At 65.2% G+C, this 19,126-nt stretch carries 15 protein-coding genes; 6 read left to right on the forward strand and 9 right to left on the reverse strand.

What is annotated here, in order from left to right:
• Positions 1–30 precede the first annotated feature (30 nt).
• A complete protein-coding gene (locus tag NX068_RS07995) occupies positions 31–258 on the forward strand; it encodes a hypothetical protein (protein ID WP_263460763.1) in 228 nt (75 codons plus the stop codon).
• A 172-nt stretch (positions 259–430) separates the two neighbouring features.
• Entirely contained in the window at positions 431–1,216 is a 786-nt protein-coding gene (locus tag NX068_RS08000) for an NF038132 family protein (protein WP_263460764.1), read from the forward strand.
• A gap of 105 nt (positions 1,217–1,321) precedes the next feature.
• On the opposite strand, the gene NX068_RS08005 is transcribed toward NX068_RS08000, so the two are convergent.
• The 8 genes from NX068_RS08005 to NX068_RS08040 form a co-directional block, all read right to left on the reverse strand.
• The gene (locus tag NX068_RS08005) at positions 1,322–1,657 is read right to left on the reverse strand and encodes a hypothetical protein (protein ID WP_263460765.1); all 336 of its coding nucleotides are present in this window, start codon (positions 1,655–1,657) and stop codon (positions 1,322–1,324) included.
• 24 nt (positions 1,658–1,681) lie between these two features.
• Positions 1,682–2,908 (reverse strand): glycosyltransferase, encoded by a 1,227-nt coding sequence (locus tag NX068_RS08010; RefSeq protein ID WP_263460766.1) that lies wholly within the window; start codon positions 2,906–2,908, stop codon positions 1,682–1,684.
• Between the two features lie 75 nt (positions 2,909–2,983).
• Positions 2,984–5,689 (reverse strand): retention module-containing protein, encoded by a 2,706-nt coding sequence (locus tag NX068_RS08015; RefSeq protein WP_263460767.1) that lies wholly within the window; start codon positions 5,687–5,689, stop codon positions 2,984–2,986.
• Between the two features lie 73 nt (positions 5,690–5,762).
• Positions 5,763–6,449 (reverse strand): LuxR family transcriptional regulator, encoded by a 687-nt coding sequence (locus tag NX068_RS08020; RefSeq protein ID WP_263460768.1) that lies wholly within the window; start codon positions 6,447–6,449, stop codon positions 5,763–5,765.
• Positions 6,446–7,861, reverse strand: a complete 1,416-nt coding sequence (locus NX068_RS08025; RefSeq protein WP_263460769.1) for an HlyD family type I secretion periplasmic adaptor subunit — start codon at positions 7,859–7,861, stop codon at positions 6,446–6,448. Before NX068_RS08025 ends, NX068_RS08020 begins: the two co-directional genes overlap by 4 nt.
• The gene (locus NX068_RS08030) at positions 7,861–10,059 is read right to left on the reverse strand and encodes a type I secretion system permease/ATPase (protein ID WP_442806711.1); all 2,199 of its coding nucleotides are present in this window, start codon (positions 10,057–10,059) and stop codon (positions 7,861–7,863) included. The genes NX068_RS08025 and NX068_RS08030 overlap by 1 nt, the downstream gene beginning before the upstream one ends.
• Before the next feature lie 211 nt (positions 10,060–10,270).
• Positions 10,271–12,196, reverse strand: coding sequence for an EAL domain-containing protein (locus NX068_RS08035; RefSeq protein WP_263460770.1), 1,926 nt, complete (start codon positions 12,194–12,196; stop codon positions 10,271–10,273).
• 29 nt (positions 12,197–12,225) lie between these two features.
• Positions 12,226–12,954 (reverse strand): transglutaminase-like cysteine peptidase, encoded by a 729-nt coding sequence (locus tag NX068_RS08040; RefSeq protein WP_327084810.1) that lies wholly within the window; start codon positions 12,952–12,954, stop codon positions 12,226–12,228.
• A 209-nt stretch (positions 12,955–13,163) separates the two neighbouring features.
• Between NX068_RS08040 and NX068_RS08045 the strand changes: the two genes are divergently transcribed.
• Positions 13,164–14,603: a TolC family outer membrane protein gene (locus tag NX068_RS08045; protein ID WP_263460771.1), complete on the forward strand. Its 1,440-nt coding sequence runs from the start codon at positions 13,164–13,166 to the stop codon at positions 14,601–14,603.
• 45 nt (positions 14,604–14,648) lie between these two features.
• Here NX068_RS08045 and NX068_RS08050 read toward each other — a convergent pair whose 3' ends face one another.
• Complete coding sequence (locus NX068_RS08050; protein ID WP_263460772.1) at positions 14,649–15,431, reverse strand: enoyl-CoA hydratase/isomerase family protein; 783 nt, start codon at positions 15,429–15,431, stop codon at positions 14,649–14,651.
• A gap of 168 nt (positions 15,432–15,599) precedes the next feature.
• On the opposite strand from NX068_RS08050, the gene NX068_RS08055 reads away from it, so the two are divergent.
• The 3 genes from NX068_RS08055 to paeA all read left to right on the forward strand — a co-directional run bounded on the left by NX068_RS08055 (position 15,600) and on the right by paeA (position 19,076).
• Positions 15,600–15,920 carry a DUF485 domain-containing protein gene (locus NX068_RS08055; RefSeq protein WP_263460773.1) on the forward strand — a complete coding sequence of 107 codons (321 nt, stop codon included), beginning with the start codon at positions 15,600–15,602 and terminating at the stop codon, positions 15,918–15,920.
• Entirely contained in the window at positions 15,920–17,596 is a 1,677-nt protein-coding gene (locus tag NX068_RS08060; RefSeq protein ID WP_263460969.1) for a cation acetate symporter, read from the forward strand. Before NX068_RS08055 ends, NX068_RS08060 begins: the two co-directional genes overlap by 1 nt.
• Before the next feature lie 187 nt (positions 17,597–17,783).
• Positions 17,784–19,076 carry a polyamine export protein PaeA gene (gene paeA, locus NX068_RS08065; protein ID WP_268740100.1) on the forward strand — a complete coding sequence of 431 codons (1,293 nt, stop codon included), beginning with the start codon at positions 17,784–17,786 and terminating at the stop codon, positions 19,074–19,076.
• Positions 19,077–19,126 lie beyond the last annotated feature (50 nt).

Here is a 19,126-nt window from a genome sequence, read left to right on the forward strand (position 1 = left end):
CGGAGGTAGCTCGGGATTGGCGATGCGGACATGGTCTTCGGCGCCCTGGCAGATGCTTTTCCGCTCGTGCTCCAGCAGGTCTTCGGCGCCCTGGCAGATGCTTTTCCGCTCGTGCTCCAGCAAGGGCCGCAGCCTCTCGAAGCGTCGGAAAGATTTACAGTTGCCTTGGAAAAGGCATCGGCAAGACTCATGAAGATTTGCCTTTGGACTTTTCCGCATGTCTTCGTGAAAGAGATCACGGCCCTCGAAATCGAATAATGAAATCAATTGTTTGGAAGACCTGTTTTTCATAGGATCAGGGCGTTGCAGGACATGTGGCAGAGTTTTCGGGGTTTTTTCGATTCGGCGTAAAAATGGTGGCACGCCTGTTGCTGATAGTTGGGCAAATCAGTTGCTCTGCTTTGAACGAACAATTATCAGGAGCTTGTCCATGTCTTATAAAAACTGTTTGGCGTCGAAATCGGCTGCAGTTTCGAGCCTGGTTGCGGCGGCAACGCTGTGCTTTTCGGCGATGGCCTCTGCTGCGCCCTTGGCGTCGTTCGACGGAGGACTTCCGGGCGGCTGGACGGGAATGGGTGGCTACGGTACTTCGGGCGAGGATGGGGTGGTGACGGCCTCGCCCAACGGCGGCGCCTATGGCTGGGTGTCGACGAATGGTGGAGTCAATGGCACGACCTTGCCCGGAGGCGGTAGCGTCGGGGGATCTTTCGTGCAGACTAGTGTGTTCTCCGTCAATGCGGGCGACAGGCTGTCGTTCGACTTCAACTACATCACGTCCGACGGTGGGCGCTACGCCGATTACGCTTGGGTGCGTTTGCTGTCTGCCGATCTGACCCAGTCCACGATGTTGCTTACCGTTCGCACTACGCCGGATGGAAATGATCTTACCGGTGCGCAAAGCCAGGGTTCGTCGAATGTGTCCATTATTGGCGGGGCACCTGTTTGGTCGCCGTTGGGCGCAGACTCCGGAGAGTGCTTTGATATTGGCTGCGGCTATACCGGCTGGCTCAATATGAGCTTCGACATCGCCGATGCCGGCGATTACATTCTCGAGTTCGGTGTTTCGGGCTGGCGCGACATGGATTATCACTCCGGTCTGGCCTTCGACGGTATCACCGTCGGTGGCGACTCGCAGGTGCCGGAGCCCGCCTCGCTGGCGCTGCTCGGCCTGGGGCTTGCCGGGCTGGCCTGGGGGCGCCGTCGCCAGATCGTCTGATCACGCAGCATGCGCGGGGCAGTGCCTGTGGGGCACTGCCCAAAAAAGAAAGCCAGGCGGATCCTTCATTCGCCTGGCTTTTGTTCTTTGGCGTGATCCGCGCGCCTAAAGCAATCCTCCGTCGTCGTCGAGCAGATCCGCATTGCGGTTGAGCGAATCGCGCAGCGAGCGTCTTTGCAGGAGACGGTTCTGGGCGGGGAGAGGAAGGTCGGTGAAGCGGATCACGTCCTTGGCGAGCAAGGTGTCGATGAGGTCTTCGAGCACGCGGATGAGCCCCTGATCCGTGTATTCGAGGGACGCACGTGTGTCCTCCGGGATCGGCTTGCCGGTCAGGGCGGCGAGTTCGGGGTTTCCGGCATCGACCCATTCCAGGGCGCTTGCCGAGGGCGTCAGCCGGGCTGCAATGATTTTTCCGCTGGAATTCCGCTCGACGTACGGCATGTGGGCCTCCGTGGCTGTGTCGGTTCAGAAGACGCCGAGCTTGCGGCGCTGGATCACGGTGTCGAAGATCGACAGATAGCGCGGCGCGACCTTGCTGATGTGGAAGCGCTGGTGGGCATCGGCCAGTGCGTTCTCGCCCAGATGGACGAAGTCCTGCGGGGCGTCGATGATCTCGGTGGCGTAGCGTACCCAACTGGCGATGTCGTCGTATTTGCACAGCAGGCCGTTATGACCGTGGTGGATGACTTCGGGCACGAAGCAGCGATCACTGGCGACGATCGTCTTGCCGCGGAACAGCAGTTCGAACAGCCCCCAGTTGGCCGAGCCGAATTGCAGCGGGTAGAGGAACATGTCCATGGCCTCGACGTAGCTGGCAAAGTCGTCGTAGCCGGCGAAGCTGACGTGCTGGAAGCTCGATCCTTCGCCCAGCGTGATGCCTTCGCGCTGCAGCACGTATTGCATGAAGGATTCCGGCCGCGATTCGGCGGGAAAACTGTTCTGCAGAAAGTTTTCCTCGTAGCTGTAGAGGACTTTCGGCGCGCCGCAGAAAACGAAGCGAACCTGCGGCCGGCGCTTGAGAATTTCCTTGGCGATCAGGATGAATTGCTCGAAGCCCTTTGCCGAGGACAGGTCGCGGGCAGAGAAGCCGATGTGGAATACGCCTTCTTCCTTGGCGAAGGTCGAGGGTTTGCGCTTGATGTCGAAACCTTCCATCTGCGGCACGATGCGCTCGCGCAGACAGGCCGGGAACATCTCCCTGGCGTAGGCGCTGGGCACGATCACCAGGTCGCTCTTCAGCGCCTGGTGATAGCTCGTCATCTCGAACACCTTGTCGCGGAAAGTGGCGTAGTCCGGCTGCGGATACTTGGGGTCGTGGCCGTGATGGCCGAAGGACGGGAATTCGATGTAGCTGATGATGGGAATGTCGAATTCGTCGAAGAGCTGCAGCGGGAAACCGCCCGAGCCATGGGCGACGATGAGGTCGATGCCGGTCTTCTTGAGCAGTTCGCCGATTGCCTGCTTGATCAGGAATGAACGCTGGATGCGGGCTTCCAGGTTCTTGGTATAGAAGTAGCTGTCCGGATTCTCGCTGGCGACGGCGAACGGGACCAGGTTGGGGATCTTGTCCTTGTTGGCGTTATGGACGCCGGTGCTGCACAGGAACCAGGAATGTGCCAGCCCCTGGCTGTTCAGGTATTCGTGCAGGGTCTGGAACTGGCCCAGTCCCTCGTGGATGAACAGAATCCTCATCGATCTTTCGCCTCTTCGGAAAAGCATGCGGCGGCGGGCCGGAGCCCGCCGCCATTCAACGCGAAGCGTCGCGTTTCATTCGACCGTCGGTGTGTTCTGCAGCAACTGGCTGGCCGGGTCCGAGTGGAAGGCCACGAAGACGTCGGGGCCTGCGCCGCTGCTGCCGCTGGAGACGCTGCCGCCGGCAAGGACATCGTCCTGGGGCAGCAGGTCGCTTGCCGACAGCGCTTCTCCGGTGACGGTCTGGCTTTGTACCGTATCGGTCGCCGTGCTGGTCACGGTTGCGGTATCGGTGATCGTTTCGGTGGCTGCTGGCAGCGTCACCGTCTCGGTCCATTGGCTGAGCGTGACGGTCTCGGTGTATTCGGTGACGGTCTCGGTGATCTCGGGGCCGGTGGCAGTCTGCGTGACGGTGTCGGTGAAGGTTTCGGTCGCCGTGCTGGTACTGGTTTCCGTGGCGGTCACCGTTTCTGTCACGGCCGGGCCGCTGGCGGTCTGAGTGATGGTGTCGGTGCCGGTTTCGGTCACGGTGCCGGTACTGGTTTCGGTGACAGTGACGGTCTCGGTCACGGCCGGGCTGGTCGCGGTTTGCGTGATGGTGTCGGTACCGGTTTCGGTCGCGGTGCCGGTACTGGTTTCCGTGGCGGTGACGGTTTCGGTGACGGCCGGGCTGGTGGCGGTCTGGGTGACGGTGGTGGTGCCGGTTTCGGTCACGGTGCCGGTACTGGTTTCCGTGGCGGTGACGGTTTCGGTGACGGCCGGGCTGGTGGCGGTCTGCGTAACGGTGGTGGTTCCGGTTTCAGTCACGGTAGCGGTACTGGTTTCCGTGGCGGTGACGGTTTCGGTGACGACCGGTCCGGTGGTGGTCTGCGTGATGGTGGCGGTCCCGGTTTCGGTCGCGGTATCGGTGGTGGTTTCGGTGGCGGTGACGGTTTCGGTCACGGCCGGTCCGGTGGTCGTTTGCGTGGCGGTAGCAGTGACGGTTTCGGTTTCCGTGACTTCCCGCTCACCGGCTTGGAGAGCTCCCACTCTGAACCTGCCTTTTTCATGCTCGATACGGAAGTCACTGAAAGGCGTATTGGAAGAGATGACGATGTTGTGTTCACCCTTTGGCAGGGTGTAGGTCTGGGGGATGCCGTTCACCGTTACTGTGAACACGGTTTCCATGCCTTCGGCCTCGACCTTCAGCACCACGGAACGAATGTTTGCGGGGTTGCCATCATTATCGGTAATGGCAACGCTCACCGCTTCGCCGCGGCCAATTTGCGTGTCCTCGGGGAGTTGGGAGATCCCTAGCCAGCCGTTATTGACATGAATATTGCCGGGGCCGGCCGATGTGAATGCGAAGTTGAAATCCCCGGTCTCGATGCGCCCTTCAGAAGTGATTGCGTGCTCTTCGGAGATGAACGGGGTTGTGGTCGTGGTAACGGTCTCGGTTTCCGTGGTGATGGTTTCGGTCACGACAGGACCGGCGGTGGTCAGGGTAACGGTGGCGGTCCCGGTTTCGGTCACGGTGCCGGTACTGGTTTCCGTGGCAGTGACGGTTTCGGTGACGGCGGGACCGTTGGCAGTCTGAGTGACGGTGGTGGTCCCGGTTTCGGTCACGGTACCTGTACTGGTCTCGGTCGTAGTAACGGTTTCGGTGACGGCCGGTCCGCTGGCGGTCTGAGTGACGGTGGCTGTGCCGGTTTCGGTCACGGTGGCGGTGCCGGTCGCCGTCGCGGTGACGGTTTCGGTGAGGTCGGGGCCGTTGGCGGTCTGGGTGGCGGTGCCGGTTTCGGTCACGGTGCCAGTGCTGGTTTCCGTGACCGTGACGGTCTCGGTCACGGCCGGGCCGGCGGTGGTCTGGGTGACGGTGGCGGTGCCGGTTTCGGTCACGGTACCGGTGCTGGTCGCGGTGACGGTGATGGTTTCAGTCACGGCGGGGCCGGCGGCGGTCTGGGTGACGGTGGCAGTGCCGGTCTCGGTCACGGTGCCGGTACTGCTTGCAGTGGCGGTGATGGTTTCGGTGACGACCGGGCCGGCGGCAGTCTGCGTGGCCGTGCTGGTGACGGTATCCGTGATGGTGCTGGTGCCGGTTTCGGTGATGGTGGCGGTTTCGGTCACCGTGGAAGCCGTCGTCTGTGTGACCTGTCCGGTGATCGTGTCGGTGATGATGCCGCTCACGGTGTCGGTGACCGGCTGGGTGACGGTCTCGGTCAGCGTGATGGTGTCGGTGAGCGTGACGGTGATGGTTTCGGTGACGTTCTCCGTCGACGGTGGCACCAGGGTGGTGGGCGGTTCCGGCGTGTCGTCGGAGCCGTCCGGCCCGCCCAGGAAGAACAGCGGCTCTTCCGGCGGCAGGATGCCGAACTCGAATTCGAGTGGAGCCACGCCTTCGGCGATGCGGAGCAGGCGCACGAAGTTGTTGCCTTCGCCGCCACCACCGCCGGCCAGGCCGGCCGCCGGGTCTTCGAGCGCGTCGCCGAGATCGCCGCCCTGTTCCAGCGCCTGGATCACGTTTTCGATGTCTGCGCTGGCAAGCTGGGCGTCGGCCGCTGCCGGGCGAGTGCTCTCGTCCATCTCGGTGCCGATGGCGATGGTCTGGTTTTCGGGGATTGCCAGTTGGCTGCCGTCAGCCATGGCCAGTTCGACGCGGCTGCCGGCGGAAGTGACGAGGGTTTCGCCTTCGCGCAGCGTATCGCCGGTCTTGAGTGGACGGGTGTTGCCGTCGGCGTCGCGCGCAAATGCAGCGCCATGGATCGTGACGACGGTTGCGACGGGAGGAAGGCTGGTAGCCATTGCACGCCTCTTCTGGAGTTGGAAGCGACCCGGGCACCAGTGCGCCCGGTCAGGATTTCAATATGATCCGATCCTATGCCGCGCCGGCGGCCAGGGCCATTGGACCAAAGGACAGGGCAGGGGAGCTTGCGCCGGAAACCGGCGCCGGGGCGCTGCCGGCCGGCATCGTGGCGGCGGCGCCGACGCGCAGTGCCAGTTGCAGCCGGTCGCGTACGCCCAGCTTCTCGAAGATGGCGCCCAGATGGGCCTTGACCGTGCGCTCGGTGATGCCGAGCACGCGTGCGACCTCCTTGTTGCTCATGCCGGAAGTCACTGCCTGCGCCACTTCGCGTTCGCGCTGCGACAGCGCGGCGAGCGTGCCGTGGTTCGCCGCCGGCAGGCGGGATTGCAGCGCGCCCAGCAGCCGGCTGATCAGTTCCTCGCCGACCCACAGGCCGCCGTGCCGCACCACCGTGGCGATCTCGCGCAGCAGGGACGGCGCGGCGAGGGCATGGGCATAGCCGCGGGCGCCCAGTTCGAGCGCGGCGATCGCTTCGTGCTGGTCGGGCTGCAGCGACAGCACCACCACGCTGCAGCCGTTCTGCCTGACCAGCTCGGCGATCCGGCTGCGCCAGTCGGGCAGCTCGGCGCTCAACCAGACCAGATCGTTCGGGCCGATGCCGAAGCCGCGGCCGGATTCGGCGATCAGCGCGTGGGGGAGGGCTTGTTGCCAGCGAGCGGCCGCGATGGCATGGCCGCTGATGAAGATGTCTCGGTTCATCGTTCTGTCAGCGCGTTGGCTTTTGCCCGCAGCACGGGCTTGAGCAGATAGGAAAGGATGGTTTTCTTGCCGGTGAGGATATCGACGTCGGCCATCATGCCCGGGATGATGGGCAGGTCCTCGCCCAGCGTCGATTCGTGCGTGCGCACGCGAATGACATAGGCGGCGTTGCCCTTTTCATCGACCACGGTGTCCGCCGAGATGTGCTCGACCTCGGCTTCGAGCCCGCCATAGATCGCGAAGTCGTAGGCGGAGAACTTGACCAGCGCCTGCTGGCCCGGGCGCAGGAAGGCGATGTCGCTCGGCTTGATCCTGGCTTCGAGGATCAGCGCATCGTCGAGCGGCACGATCTCCACCACTTCCTTGCCCGGCTGGACCACACCGCCGACGGTGTTCACCCGCAGGCGCTGCACGGTGCCGCGCACCGGCGAGCGGATCTCGGCATGCTTGACGCGGTCGGCCAGCATCCGGCTGCCTTGTGACAGGCTGCTCAGCCGCGACATGGTTTCGGAGAGTTCGCCGCGCAACTGGTTGCGGACGTTCAGCTCGACCTCCTGGATCTTGCGCGTCGATTCCGCGATCGCCGACTGCACCCGCGATATCTGCGCCGCAGCCTGGTCGCGCTCGCCGCGCAGGCGCGCGACGTCGCGTTCCAGGCGCAGCAGTTCGACTTCGGAAACCGCGCCCGACGAGGCCAGCGGCTTGGTCACCTTCAGTTCCTGCTGGGCGAGGCCGAGGGCGCTGCTGGCTTGCGAATGGCGCGCCCGGACCTCGTTCAGCTCCTGTTCGCGCTGGCGCCGCTGGTCGCGGGCGATCGAAAGCTGTGCCTCCATCTCGGCCTGCGACGACTCGTAGAGCCGGCGTTCGTGGGCGACGATGTCCGCTGCTTCCTGCTCGACTTCCGCCGGCGGCGAGAACGGGGTGCCCTGGGTCAGCGCCTCGAGCCGCGTGCGCTTGGCCTCGAGCGAGAGATATTCGGCACGGTTTTCGAGCAGCGAGGACATGAAGCGGGTGGGGTCGACCTTCAGCAGCAGTTCGCCGGCTTCGACGACCTGGCCTTCGCGCACCTCGATGCTGTCGACCACGCCGCCGTCGACCGATTGCACGATCTGCAACTGGCGCGACGGGATGACCCTGGCTTCGCCGCGGGTGACTTCATCGACCTTGGCGAAGGCCGCCCAGATCAGCAGCAACAGCACCACCACCGCGGCGATACGCAGCAGGACACGGGCGCGCAGTGGTTCCTGCTGCAGGCGGGCCCAGTCGGCATCGCTCGACCAGTCGAGGCTGTCGTCGCGCTCGATCGCGCTCAGCCGCGACAGCAGCCCGCTGAACACCCGGCTGCCGGCATTTGCGGGGCGGCCGGAGAGCTCGCCGATGCGCTTGAAGGCGCGTTCTTCGATGGCTCCCATCACGCGCCCCTCCCGATGCGGCCCTGGCGCAGGGCTTCGACCACCTGGGCCTTGGGCCCGTCGGCGACGATGCGCCCGCCGTCGAGCACGATGACGCGATCGACGAGGTCGAGCAGCGAGGTGCGATGGGTGACGATCAGCAGCGTCTTGTCGCGGGCGAATTCGGCCAGCCGGCGCTTGATCGTTTCCTCGCTCGAGTGGTCCATCGACGCGGTCGGTTCGTCGAGCAGCAGCATGGGCGGGTCGTTGATGACTGCGCGGGCGATGGCGACGCCCTGGCGCTGGCCGCCGGAGAGGGATTCGCCGCGTTCGCCGATCAGCATGTCGAAGCCGCGCGGATGCGAGTTGACGAAGTCGAGGATGCCGGCCGTTTCGGCGGCGTGGATGACGGCCGCATCGTCGGCTTGCGGCGCCGCGATGGCGATGTTCTCGCGCAGGGTGCCGTAGAACAGCGTGCTGTCCTGCTGCACGTAGCCGATGTGGCGGCGGAGCTCGGCGGGGTCGAGCTGGCGCTGGTCGATGCCGTCGATCAGCACTGCGCCGGCGGTGGGCCGGTACAGGCCGAGGATGAGCTTTTCCAGCGTCGTCTTGCCCGAGCCGATGCGGCCGAGGATGCCGACCCGCTCGCCCGGACGGATGCGCAGCGACACCGCGCGCAGCGACTCGGTTTCCTGGCCCGGGTAGGTGAAGCTGACGTCGCGGAACTCGATCTCGCCGCGGAAGCTGCCGCGGCTGATGAAGCTGCTGCCTTCGGGGCGCTCGACTTCGCGCTTCATCATCTGGTCGAGCGATTCGAGCGCGGTGGAGGCATTGTGGTACTGGATCAGCAGGCCGGCGACCTGGCCGATCGGCGCCATCGCGCGCGATGACAGCAGATAGCAGGCGATCAGGCCGCCCATCGACAGTTCGCCGCGGCCGATCAGATAGACGCCGAGCACGATCATCGACACGTTGACCAGTTGCTGCACCGTCGAGGTGCCGTTGCTGACGGTGGCCGACAGCAGCCGCAGTTGGGCTGCGACCCGGGCCAGCAGCGCGGCGCTCTTTTCCCACTTGAGCTGCAGCGGCGCCTCGGCGCCGAGCGACTTGACGGTTTCGAGTCCGACCAGGCCTTCGATGAGCGTGGCGTTGCGCTGGGCGCCGGCGCGATAGGTCAGCTCGGACAGCTCGTGCATACGGTGCTGCACGCTCAGCGCGTAGAGCAGCACGATGGCGACGCCGACGACGAAGGGCAGCAGCATCGGCCACGCGATCCAGCCGATCACCACCAGGAAGACCACGGCGAAGGGCACGTCGATGAAGGCCACCACCGTCGCCGAGCCGATGAAGTCGCGTACCGATTCGAAGGCGCGCAGGTTGGCGGCGAAGGAGCCGGCCGAGGCGGGGCGCTCTTCCATGCGCATGCCGAGCACGCGCTCCATGATCAGCGCCGAGATCCGCAGGTCGGCGCGATTGCCGGCCAGGTCGACGAAATAGCCGCGCAGCGTGCGCAGCACGAGGTCGCCGACCAGTACGACGATGACGCCTGCGGCAAGCACCCACAGGGTTTCGACCGCGTTGTTGGGCACCACGCGGTCGTACACGTTCATCGTGAACAGCGGCACGCCGAGCGCGAAGACGTTGATCATGAAGGCGGCCAGCAGCACGTCCCGGTACAGCGAGCGGTTCTCGATGATCGCGCCCCAGAACCAGTGTTCGCCGCGGTGGCTGCGCACGGCCGGGGTTCGCGCATCCAAATGCATCTTCGGCCGCATGTGGATCGCGCGGCCGCTCCAGCGCGCCTGCAATTCCGGCAAGGGGAGGTCGACCACCGCTTCGCCGAGCTCGGGGAAGACCACGCGGGCATGGCTGCGATCCTCGCTCCAGCCCATCAGCACGCAGGCGGTGTTGCCGTGCAGCAGCAGGATGGTCGGCAGCAGTGCGTCGTTGAGCCTGTCGAGCGGCTTGCACACGATGCGGCTGGTGAAGCCGGCCCGCTTGGCTGCGCGCTCGAACTGCGAAGGCTTCAGGCCTTCGGCGCCGACGGGGAGGCCGGCGAGGACCGCGTCGCGCGTCGTCGCGCGGCCGTGGGTGCGCGCCACCAGCAACAGGCAGTCGAGCAGGTCGTCGGTGGTGCCGGACGGCGCGTCTGCAGCCGCTCCGGCGGGCTCCGGCGGTGTCACCTCGAGCGGGAAGTCCGCTACAGATCCTTCAGCCACGAGTCAGGCAACCTTTCAGAAAGAAATGGTGAGTCAAGCACGTTCGGGCACGACCCGATGCGATGTCCGTGGCATCGGCCGGGTGTTGCCGGGAAGTGCCGGCTACACCCGGAATTCTGGCATGCGGCTGCCATCGCACAGCGTGATCGTGTTCCTCGGCTGGGCAAAGAAAGGCGCTGTCGCCATCGTGGACCGGGGTATCTGCGTGGGCTCAGGGCATGCTTCGGGCGGGAGCAGCCGGCAGACCGGGGCCGGTCATGCCGTCCAGGCCGAGTCCGGCGAGGGCCGAGGCTTCGTCGCCGTTGCCGACGCCCTCGGCAATCACCTTCAGGCCGATGGAGTGGGCGAGCGTGCATAAGCTGCGCACCAGGGCCTGATTGCCCGGGGTGTGGTCGATGTCGCGGATGAAGGCTGCGCTGATCTTGATGTAATCGAGCCCCAGTTCGTGCAGCTCGGGGAAACGGGCAAAGTCCTGCCCGGCATGCTTCAGTCCGACCTTGCAGCCGAGCGCGCCCAGCGCGGCGCAGAGCATGCGGAACTCGGTCGGGTGGCGGAGCGCGGAGCATTCCTGCACGTCCACCCACAGCCGGTGGGCGATCTGGCGATGGGCCTGCAGGGTGGAGATGAAGTGCTCGCGCATGCCGGTGTGGCCGAGCGCCTCGGTGGAGAGGTTGATCGCCAGCCCCGGGCAGGCAGGGTCTCTGGCGAGTGTTGCGCAAGCCGCGGCGAGCACGCGCGCATCGATCTGCTTGGCCTGGCCGCAGCGGGCAGCCCAGGGCAGGAACTGTCCGGCATCGAGCCAGTTGCCTGCCAGGCGGAGCCGGACCGGAGATTCGTAGTGGAGCACCTGGCCTCCCATGTCGAGCACCGGAAAGCGATGCAGGGCCAGGCCGTCGTGCTCCAGCGCTTCGACGATGGCCGCCCGCCAGGCGTCGACGCTGGTGTATAGCGGTGGTCGTGCGTCGGCGATCACGCTGTGGCGGGCGCCGCTCTGTTCAGCCCTGGCGAGGGCGCCGTCGAGACATGCCAGCAGCGGTCCGCGTGCCTCGCCGGCGGTGTAGTGGGCGCTCGCGGCGAAGAGCTCCGCTTCCGGCAATTGCTCGCGCACGAGCGCATGCAATTGCGCGGTCAGGGTGTCGAGCATGCCGAGGCTGTCTTCGCCTTCACCCTGGGTCAGCAGCGCGAACTCGGATGCGTTCAGGCGGCCATGGTCGAGCCGGGCGGCGGGGAGTGGGAAGGCGCGCAGCGCGGCCGCCAGCCGAACGAGTGTTTCGTCCACCCTGGCGCGCCCGGCGTGCCGGTTCAGCTCGACCAGGTTGGTGATCCGCAGCACGTAGATGAAGCCGCTGGCATCGGCGTCGTCGCGCGACAGGGCGGCGTCGAGCTGATTCAGGAACTGCGAGCGGTTGAACAGGCCGGTCGGTTCGTCGTGTTGGGTCTGGCGGCGCAATTGCTCCAGCCTTTGCGATTCCTGGGTCAGCATCGTGCGGATGCGTTCGGACAAGGCGTTCAGGGCGCGCACGACGCTGCGAAACTCCAGGGTGCGAGGTTCGGGGATGGTGATGAAGCGGCGATTGCCGATGGCTTCTGCCTGCTCGACCATGCTTGCGAGCGGGCGGGTGATGCGCTTCAGAGCAAGGGTGCCGATCAGCCCCGTCAGCAGGCCGCCTCCCAGGAACCACCCCAGCAGTTGCAGGCTTGCCGCCCATAACGAGTCGTAAGCGTAGCGGTCGTGCGTCTCGACCTGCAGCGTGCCGAACTGGCGCCAGCCGTCCTGCACCTGGGCAATGCCGGCATGGGTTTCGATCGGCACCAGGGTCATGAACCAGCGTGGCGCTTTTGCCGCCTCGCCGCTGTATTCGCGTTCGACGAGCACGTCGCCGCCCGGACTCGTCAAGCGGATCAGGCGATAGTGTCCGGCGTCGAACTGGGCGGCGATCTGCAGTTCGACGGTGACGTCGTCCTTGGGCATCTGCGACAGGGACAGGGCCAGCGAGGTGGCGTTGTCCATGTTCTTGAGCGCCAGCTCCTGCTGTAGGTAGTGGCGGGCCGACAAGGTACTGACGATGAAGCTGCCACCGAGCGACAGCGCGGTGACCAGGGCGATCGCGAGCCAGAGTTGCTTGATCAGGGACATGGTGCGGCGGCTCCGGAAAAAATGGGCGGTCATGGCTGTTTGTCTGGAAGAACGAGGCCTTCGGCGCGGGCACGGTCGAGCACGTCACGCCAGCGCGACAGCCGGGCGCCGGGGTCGGCCGACGGCTGCCGGGCGCCGGCCACCCACAGGCCATCGGCGTTGAAGCTGAATACCGGGAACAGATCGGGGCGCCGCGCGGCCGGCCGGATGTCGCGGATCAGGTTGTCGAGGATCAGCGGTTCCGCCCCCGGCTCGGGGTAATAGCCCAGAACCATGTGGGCCTGCGATACCTGGCTGCCCGGGCCGCCGATGCGGGCGCGTACGTAGATCAGGCGAAGGCGGCTGTCGTCGATGCCGAGCAGGCGCAGCGTCATGTATTTGGCGATGGTGAAGTCTTCACAGTCGCCGGCGGCGCGGGCCAGTGTTTCGAGCGGGGTCGCCCAGTAGTCGGCCACGCGCCATACCGCGATGTCGTCGTCGAAGCGGATGCGTGCATTGAAGAAGGTATTCACGCGCGCAAGCTTGTCGTCGACCGAATGCTCCTCCTGCTGCAGATCGGTGAGCAACTGCCGCCAGGCGAGCACGGCTTTCACCGCCGACGGCTCGTAGCGCTGCGCTGCGATCTGCTGCATGCGCTCGAAGCCCGGAAAGGAGGGGACTGCGTCGACGAGAGCGCTGAAGCTCAGCACGCACAGCCAGGCCGCGAACGCTGGCGGAGCGAGTCCTGAGCGGCGGCGGGTGGTGGCGGTGACAGGCATGGACGGGGGAGGAGGGCTGTGGGGGCGATTATGGTGGATCGGCGCGGCGACGGAATCGTGGCATTGTCCCTAGTTGAGCGGCGACGTTAATTAATTGGCAGATGCTCCAGGATCTGGCCATTACCATCGTTGCCGATGCTTGCTGCGGGTTCATGCGCATGGCGTATGTGCGATGTGCGCCGGACGAGTACCCAGGGGAAACAAGAAAAATGCAAAGACTATATACGTTGATTTCGGCTGCCGTGCTGGCGGCGCTGCCTTCGTTGTCTGCGGCCCAGGTGCCGGAGCAATTGCGCGATGCGGCGCGTCAGGCGGTGGTGTCGAACCCCGAAGTGCAGGCACGCTGGAACGCCTTCAACGCCTCGGGGGCCGAGCAGGATGCCGCCCGCGGCGGCTATCTGCCGGAAGTCGATCTGGCTGCCGGCATCGGGCGCGACAGGCTGAAGCGCCCGGGCGAGGACACCGAAACCTATACCCGCCGCGGTGCGATGCTGTCGCTGAAGCAGATGGTCTATGACGGCTTCTTCACCCGCAATCAGGTCAAGCACCTCGGCCATGCCCGGCTGGTGCGCTACCACGAGCTGGTCGATGCGGCCGAGAACGCCGCACTGGAATCCGTGCGTGCCTATGCCGACGTGCTCCGCTACCGCGAACTGGTGGCGCTGGCCAAGCAGAACTATGTCGAGCACAAGCGGGTGCACGATCAGATCGCCGAACGCACCAATGCGGGCGTGGGACGGCGGGTCGACCTGGAGCAGGCGACCGGGCGTCTGGCGCTGGCCGAGTCGAACCTGCTGACCGAAGTGTCCAACCTGCACGACGTCAGCACCCGCTACCTGCGCATCGTCGGCATCGAGCCGGACGAGACCCTGACTGCGCTGCCCGAGGTGCTCGGGCGCGACAAGCTGCCGGCCTCGGCGCGCGAGGCGCTGCGTACCGCATTCACGATCAATCCGGCACTCTACGCCGCGGTGGAGAACGTGCGCGCCAGCCAGGCGATGGTCGATGTCCGCCGTGCGGCCAACCATCCGCGTCTCGATCTGCGTGCCCACCAGGCGCTGGACCGGAACCTCGACGGCGTGCGGGGCAATACCCGCGAAGGCGTGGTCGAGCTGGTGTTCACCTACAACCTGTACCGGGGCGGCGCCGATCAGGCGCGCATCCGCCAGGCGGCCGACGAGCTGAACATGAGCAAGGATCTGCGCGAGAAAGCCTGCCGCGATCTGCGCCAGACGCTGTCGATCGCCTACAACGATAGCCAGCGCCTGCAGGAGCAATTGACGTATCTGGACCAGCATCAACTATCGATCGAGAAGGCGCGTGAAGCCTATCGGGCGCAGTTCGACATCGGCCAGCGCACGCTGCTCGATCTGCTCGACAGCGAGAACGAGTATTTCCAGGCCCGGCGGGCCTACGTGAATGCCCGCTACGACCTGTCCGTGGCCCAGGCGCGCACGCTCAACGGCATGGGCAGCCTGATGAGCACGCTCGACATCGCTCGCGACAACATGCCGACGCCGGCGGAGCTGAATGCAGAGGACGAGACGATCGATCCGGCAACGATCTGCCCGCCGGATGCGCCGCTGCCGCTGGAAATCGACAAGGAGGCCTTGTTCCGGGCCGCGCTGAGGGAAGCTGGCGAGCGCTGAGCGTCCGTCATTTCCTCCGCCATTCGTTCCGTCTCGTAGCTGGGATCAACGCCCCGTGAATCGGGGCGTTCTCTTGTTCAGGAAGGCATCCAGCCCTTCGCGGTAATCGTCCGTTGCCAGGAAGTCGAAGGCCTGGCGCTTCTCCGCTGCGGATAGCGGCGAACCACCCATCAGCCGCTTCACCCATTGCTTGTGCCAGCGTGCCACCAGCGGCGCGCCGGCGCAGATGCGCGCGGCGCAGGCTGCCGCGTCGTCGAACACCTTGCCGTCTTCGACGACGCGTGACAGCAGGCCCTTTTGCAGGGCCTCGCCTGCGCTGAGGATGCGGCCCTCGAGCAGAATCTCCAGCACCACCGCCGGACCGACCAGCGCCAGCAGGCCGGCCATCTCTCCCGGATACATCGAGAAGCCCAGCCGGTTGATCGGCGCGCCGAAGCGCGACGACTCGCCGGCGATACGGATGTCGCAGCAGCCGGCGATCTCCAGCCCGCCGCCGATGCAGGCGCCGCGGATCGCCGCCACCGTCGGCACCGCGCAATTGCGGACCGCCTCCAGCGCGCCGGCGACCAGTTCCTCGTGGTAGTGCAGGGCGTCGTCCACCGTGGCGCGCACGGTCAGGAATTCCTCGATGTCGCCGCCGGCGGCGAAAGCTTCGTCGCCGGCACCGCGCAGGATGACGCAGCGTATCGACGGGTCGTCCGCCACGCGCTGCATGGCGGCGGACAGGCCGCGCCACATCGCCGCATTCACCGCGTTGAGCTTGGCCGGGTTGTTCAGCGCGATGGTGGCGACGCCCTCGACGCAGTCGAGTGAAATGTTCGAATCCATGGTATGTGCGTGCAAACAAATAAAAAATTTCCATACGGACGTGTATGGAATCTTATGAATGATATATCATCCGCCGGATCGGGACGCTGCGTCAGACGGTTGCCCGGACAAAGGAGGGGTGGAGGGGGCGGCGTTTCACAACGTTGCTTTTCCTTGAGGAGGGAGAAAGTGTCTAGCTCAGTCTATGCGCACATCAGGCGCAATCCACGGTTCACGGAACTGGTGGCCAAGCGGACCCGCTTCGCGGCGGTTCTGGCGGCCATCGTTCTGGTGGTGTTCTACGGTTTCATCCTGCTGGTGGCGTTCGCCCCCGACTTGATCGGCATGCGTTTGTCCGAAGGCAGCAACTGGACTTTCGGCATCGTCGCTGGTCTGGTGCAGTTCATCGTTTTCTGGATCCTGACCCTGGTCTATGTCCGTCGCGCCAACGGCGAATTCGACGACATCAACAAGGAAATCGTCCAGGCTGCATGGAAGGCGGAAAAATGATGAATACCCGATTCGTATCGCGCCTCGGCGCAAGCCTGCTCGCGCTGTCCATTCCGGCGCTCGCGCTGGCCAAACCGGCCATCGGTGAAGTGGAGAAGCAGCCGCTGAACCTGCACGCCATCGTGATGTTCTTCGTCTTCGTGCTGCTGACGCTCGGCATCACCTACTGGGCGGCCAGCCGCACCAAGTCGGCATCCGACTTCTACACCGCGGGCGGCGGCATCACCGGCTTCCAGAACGGCCTCGCGATCGCCGGCGACTACATGTCCGCCGCGACGCTGCTGGGCCTGACGGCGATGATGTACATGCAGGGCGTCGATGCCTACATCTACATGCTGTCCTTCTTCGTCGGCTGGCCGATCATCCTGTTCCTGATGGCCGAACGCCTGCGCAACCTGGGCAAGTTCACCTTCGCCGACATCACCGCCTACCGCCTCAACCAGGGCAAGGTGCGGACGATGGCGGCGATCAGCTCGCTGACCGTGGTGTGCTTCTACCTGGTGGCGCAGATGGTCGGCGCCGGCCAGCTCATCAAGCTGCTGTTCGGCCTGGACTACAACATCGCGCTGTTCGTGGTCGGTGCTCTGATGATGGTGTACGTCACCTTCGGCGGCATGGTGGCGACGACCTGGGTGCAGATCATCAAGGCCTGCATGCTGCTGATCGGCGGCACCACGGTGGGCGTGCTGGCCTTCAGCCAGTTCGGCTTCTCGTTCGACGAACTGACCACTCGTGCGATGGAAGTGCACAAGCTGGGTGAGAAGCTGCTCAACCCCGGCAGCCTGCTCGCCGATCCGGTCACCGCGATCTCGCTCGGCCTGGGCCTGATGTTCGGTACTGCCGGCCTGCCGCACATCCTGATGCGCTTCTTCACCGTCACCGACGCCAAGGAAGCGCGCAAGTCGGTGCTGTACGCGTCGGGCATCGTCGCCTATTTCTTCAACGTCATCGCCATCATGGGCCTGTGCGCGATCCTCATCGTCGGCCAGAACCCGCAGTTCTTCGAAGGCGGCGAGATCGGCGGCAAGGTCATCGGCGGCGGCAACATGATTGCCATGCACCTGGCGCAGGCGGTCGGCGGCAACCTGCTGCTGGGCTTCCTGTCGGCCGTGGCCTTCGCCACCATCCTGGCGGTGGTGGCCGGCCTGGCGCTGGCGGGCGCTTCGGCGATCTCGCACGACCTCTACGCCCGCGTCATCATGAAGGGCAAGGCCAGCGAAACGACCGAGATCAAGGTCTCCAAGTTCGCCACCATCGGCCTGGGCATCGTCGCCGTGCTGCTGGGCATGGCCTTCGAGAAGATGAACGTCGCCTTCATGGTCGCGCTGGCCTTCGGCGTCGCCGCTTCGGCCAACTTCCCGGTGCTGATCCTGTCGATGTACTGGAAGGGGCTGACGACCAAGGGCGCGCTGGCCGGCGGCTATCTGGGCCTGTTCAGCGCGGTGACCTTCGTCGTGCTGTCGAAGTCGGTGTGGGTCGACGTGCTGGGCTTCGCCTCGCCGATCTTCCCCTACACCCAGCCGGCGCTGTTCTCGATGCCGCTCGCCTTCCTCGCCACCATCCTGGTGTCGAAGATGGACAGCAGCGCCGAGGCCAAGGCCGAGATCGAAGCCTTCGAAGACCAGTACGTGCGCGCCCAGACGGGTGTCGGCGCAGCCACGGCTTCGGCACACTGATGCTGCATCCGGCGCGGAGGCCTTGCTGCCCCGCGCTGCTGATCGGGAAAGCCCGCCGCACGACAATGTGCGGCGGGCTTTTGCAGTCATGGAGCCATGCGCCGGGAGCGCCCGGAGAGGGCCGGATGGCGGGGTGATAGACTTCCGGGCGATCCATCCAGAGGTCCATCCCGAAGGAGCCATCGTGCTGTTCGACCAGTTGCTGTTCATCCTGCTGCTCATCGCAGTCAGCGCCTTCCTGTCGATGTCCGAAATTTCGCTGGCAGCATCGCGCAAGGTCAAGCTCCGCCTGATGGCCGAGGGCGGCGACGTCAACGCGCAGCGCGTGCTCGCGCTGCAGGACAGCCCGGGCAATTTCTTCACCGTGGTGCAGATCGGGCTCAATGCGGTCAGTATCCTCGGCGGCATCGTCGGCGAGCAGGCGCTGTCACCGCATGTCGAGGGCCTGCTGCGGCCGCTGTATGACGGTCCGATGCTGGGGACGCTGAGTTTCGCCCTGTCCTTCGTCTTCGTGACTTCCCTGTTCGTGCTGTTCGCCGACCTGATGCCCAAGCGGCTGGCGATGGTGAGGCCCGAGCGCATCGCCGTCGCCGTGGTGCGGCCGATGCTCGTGTGCGTGTGGGTGTTCGCGCCGCTGGTGTGGATCTTCAATGGCATTGCCGACGCGCTTTTCCGCTGGCTGAAAGTGCCCAGCGTGCGTGTCGAGGACATCACCGCCGACGACATCGTCGCGATGGCCGACGCCGGCGCGCAGACCGGCGCGCTGCTACGCCAGGAGCAGCACCTGATCAGCAACGTGTTCGAACTCGACTCGCGCATCGTGCCCTCGGCCATGACTTCGCGCGAGAGCATCGTCTTCCTGACCCTGTCCGAATCGGAGGAGAGTATCCGGCGCAAGATCGCCGAGCATCCGCACGGCAAGTTCCCGGTATGCGAAACCGGCATCGACAGCGTGATCGGCTACGTCGACTCCAAGGACATCCTGCCGCGCATCGTGCAGGGCCAGGATCTGTCGCTGCGCACCCAGCCGATCGTGCGCAAGATCCTGATGCTGCCGGATACGCTGACCCTGTTCGAGGCACTGGAGCGCTTCCGCGACGCCAAGGAGGATTTCGCCCTGGTCATCAACGAATATGCGCTGGTGGTCGGGCTGCTGTCGCTGCAGGACGTCATGAACACCGTGATGGGCGATCTGGTCAGCCCCTTCCAGGAAGAACTGATCGTGCGCCGCGACGACCACTCCTGGCTGATCGACGGCGTCACGCCGATCGAGGACGTCATGCAGGCGCTCGATATCGAGGTCTTCGAGGGTTTCGAGAACTACGAGACGGTGGCCGGCTTCCTGATGTACCGCCTGCGCAAGGTGCCGCGCAGAACCGATTCGGTGCTCTATGCGGGCTACAAATTCGAAGTCGTCGATATCGACAACTACCGCATCGACCAAGTGCTGGTGACGCGGGAGGCGGGGCCGGTCGAGTGAGCCGTAGACGAAAAAAAACCGCCCCGAGAGGGCGGTTTTTGCTGCGCTGT

Origin of the sequence: Thauera carbonicopians, assembly GCF_025699485.1 — a bacterium.
Taxonomy (GTDB): domain Bacteria; phylum Pseudomonadota; class Gammaproteobacteria; order Burkholderiales; family Rhodocyclaceae; genus Thauera.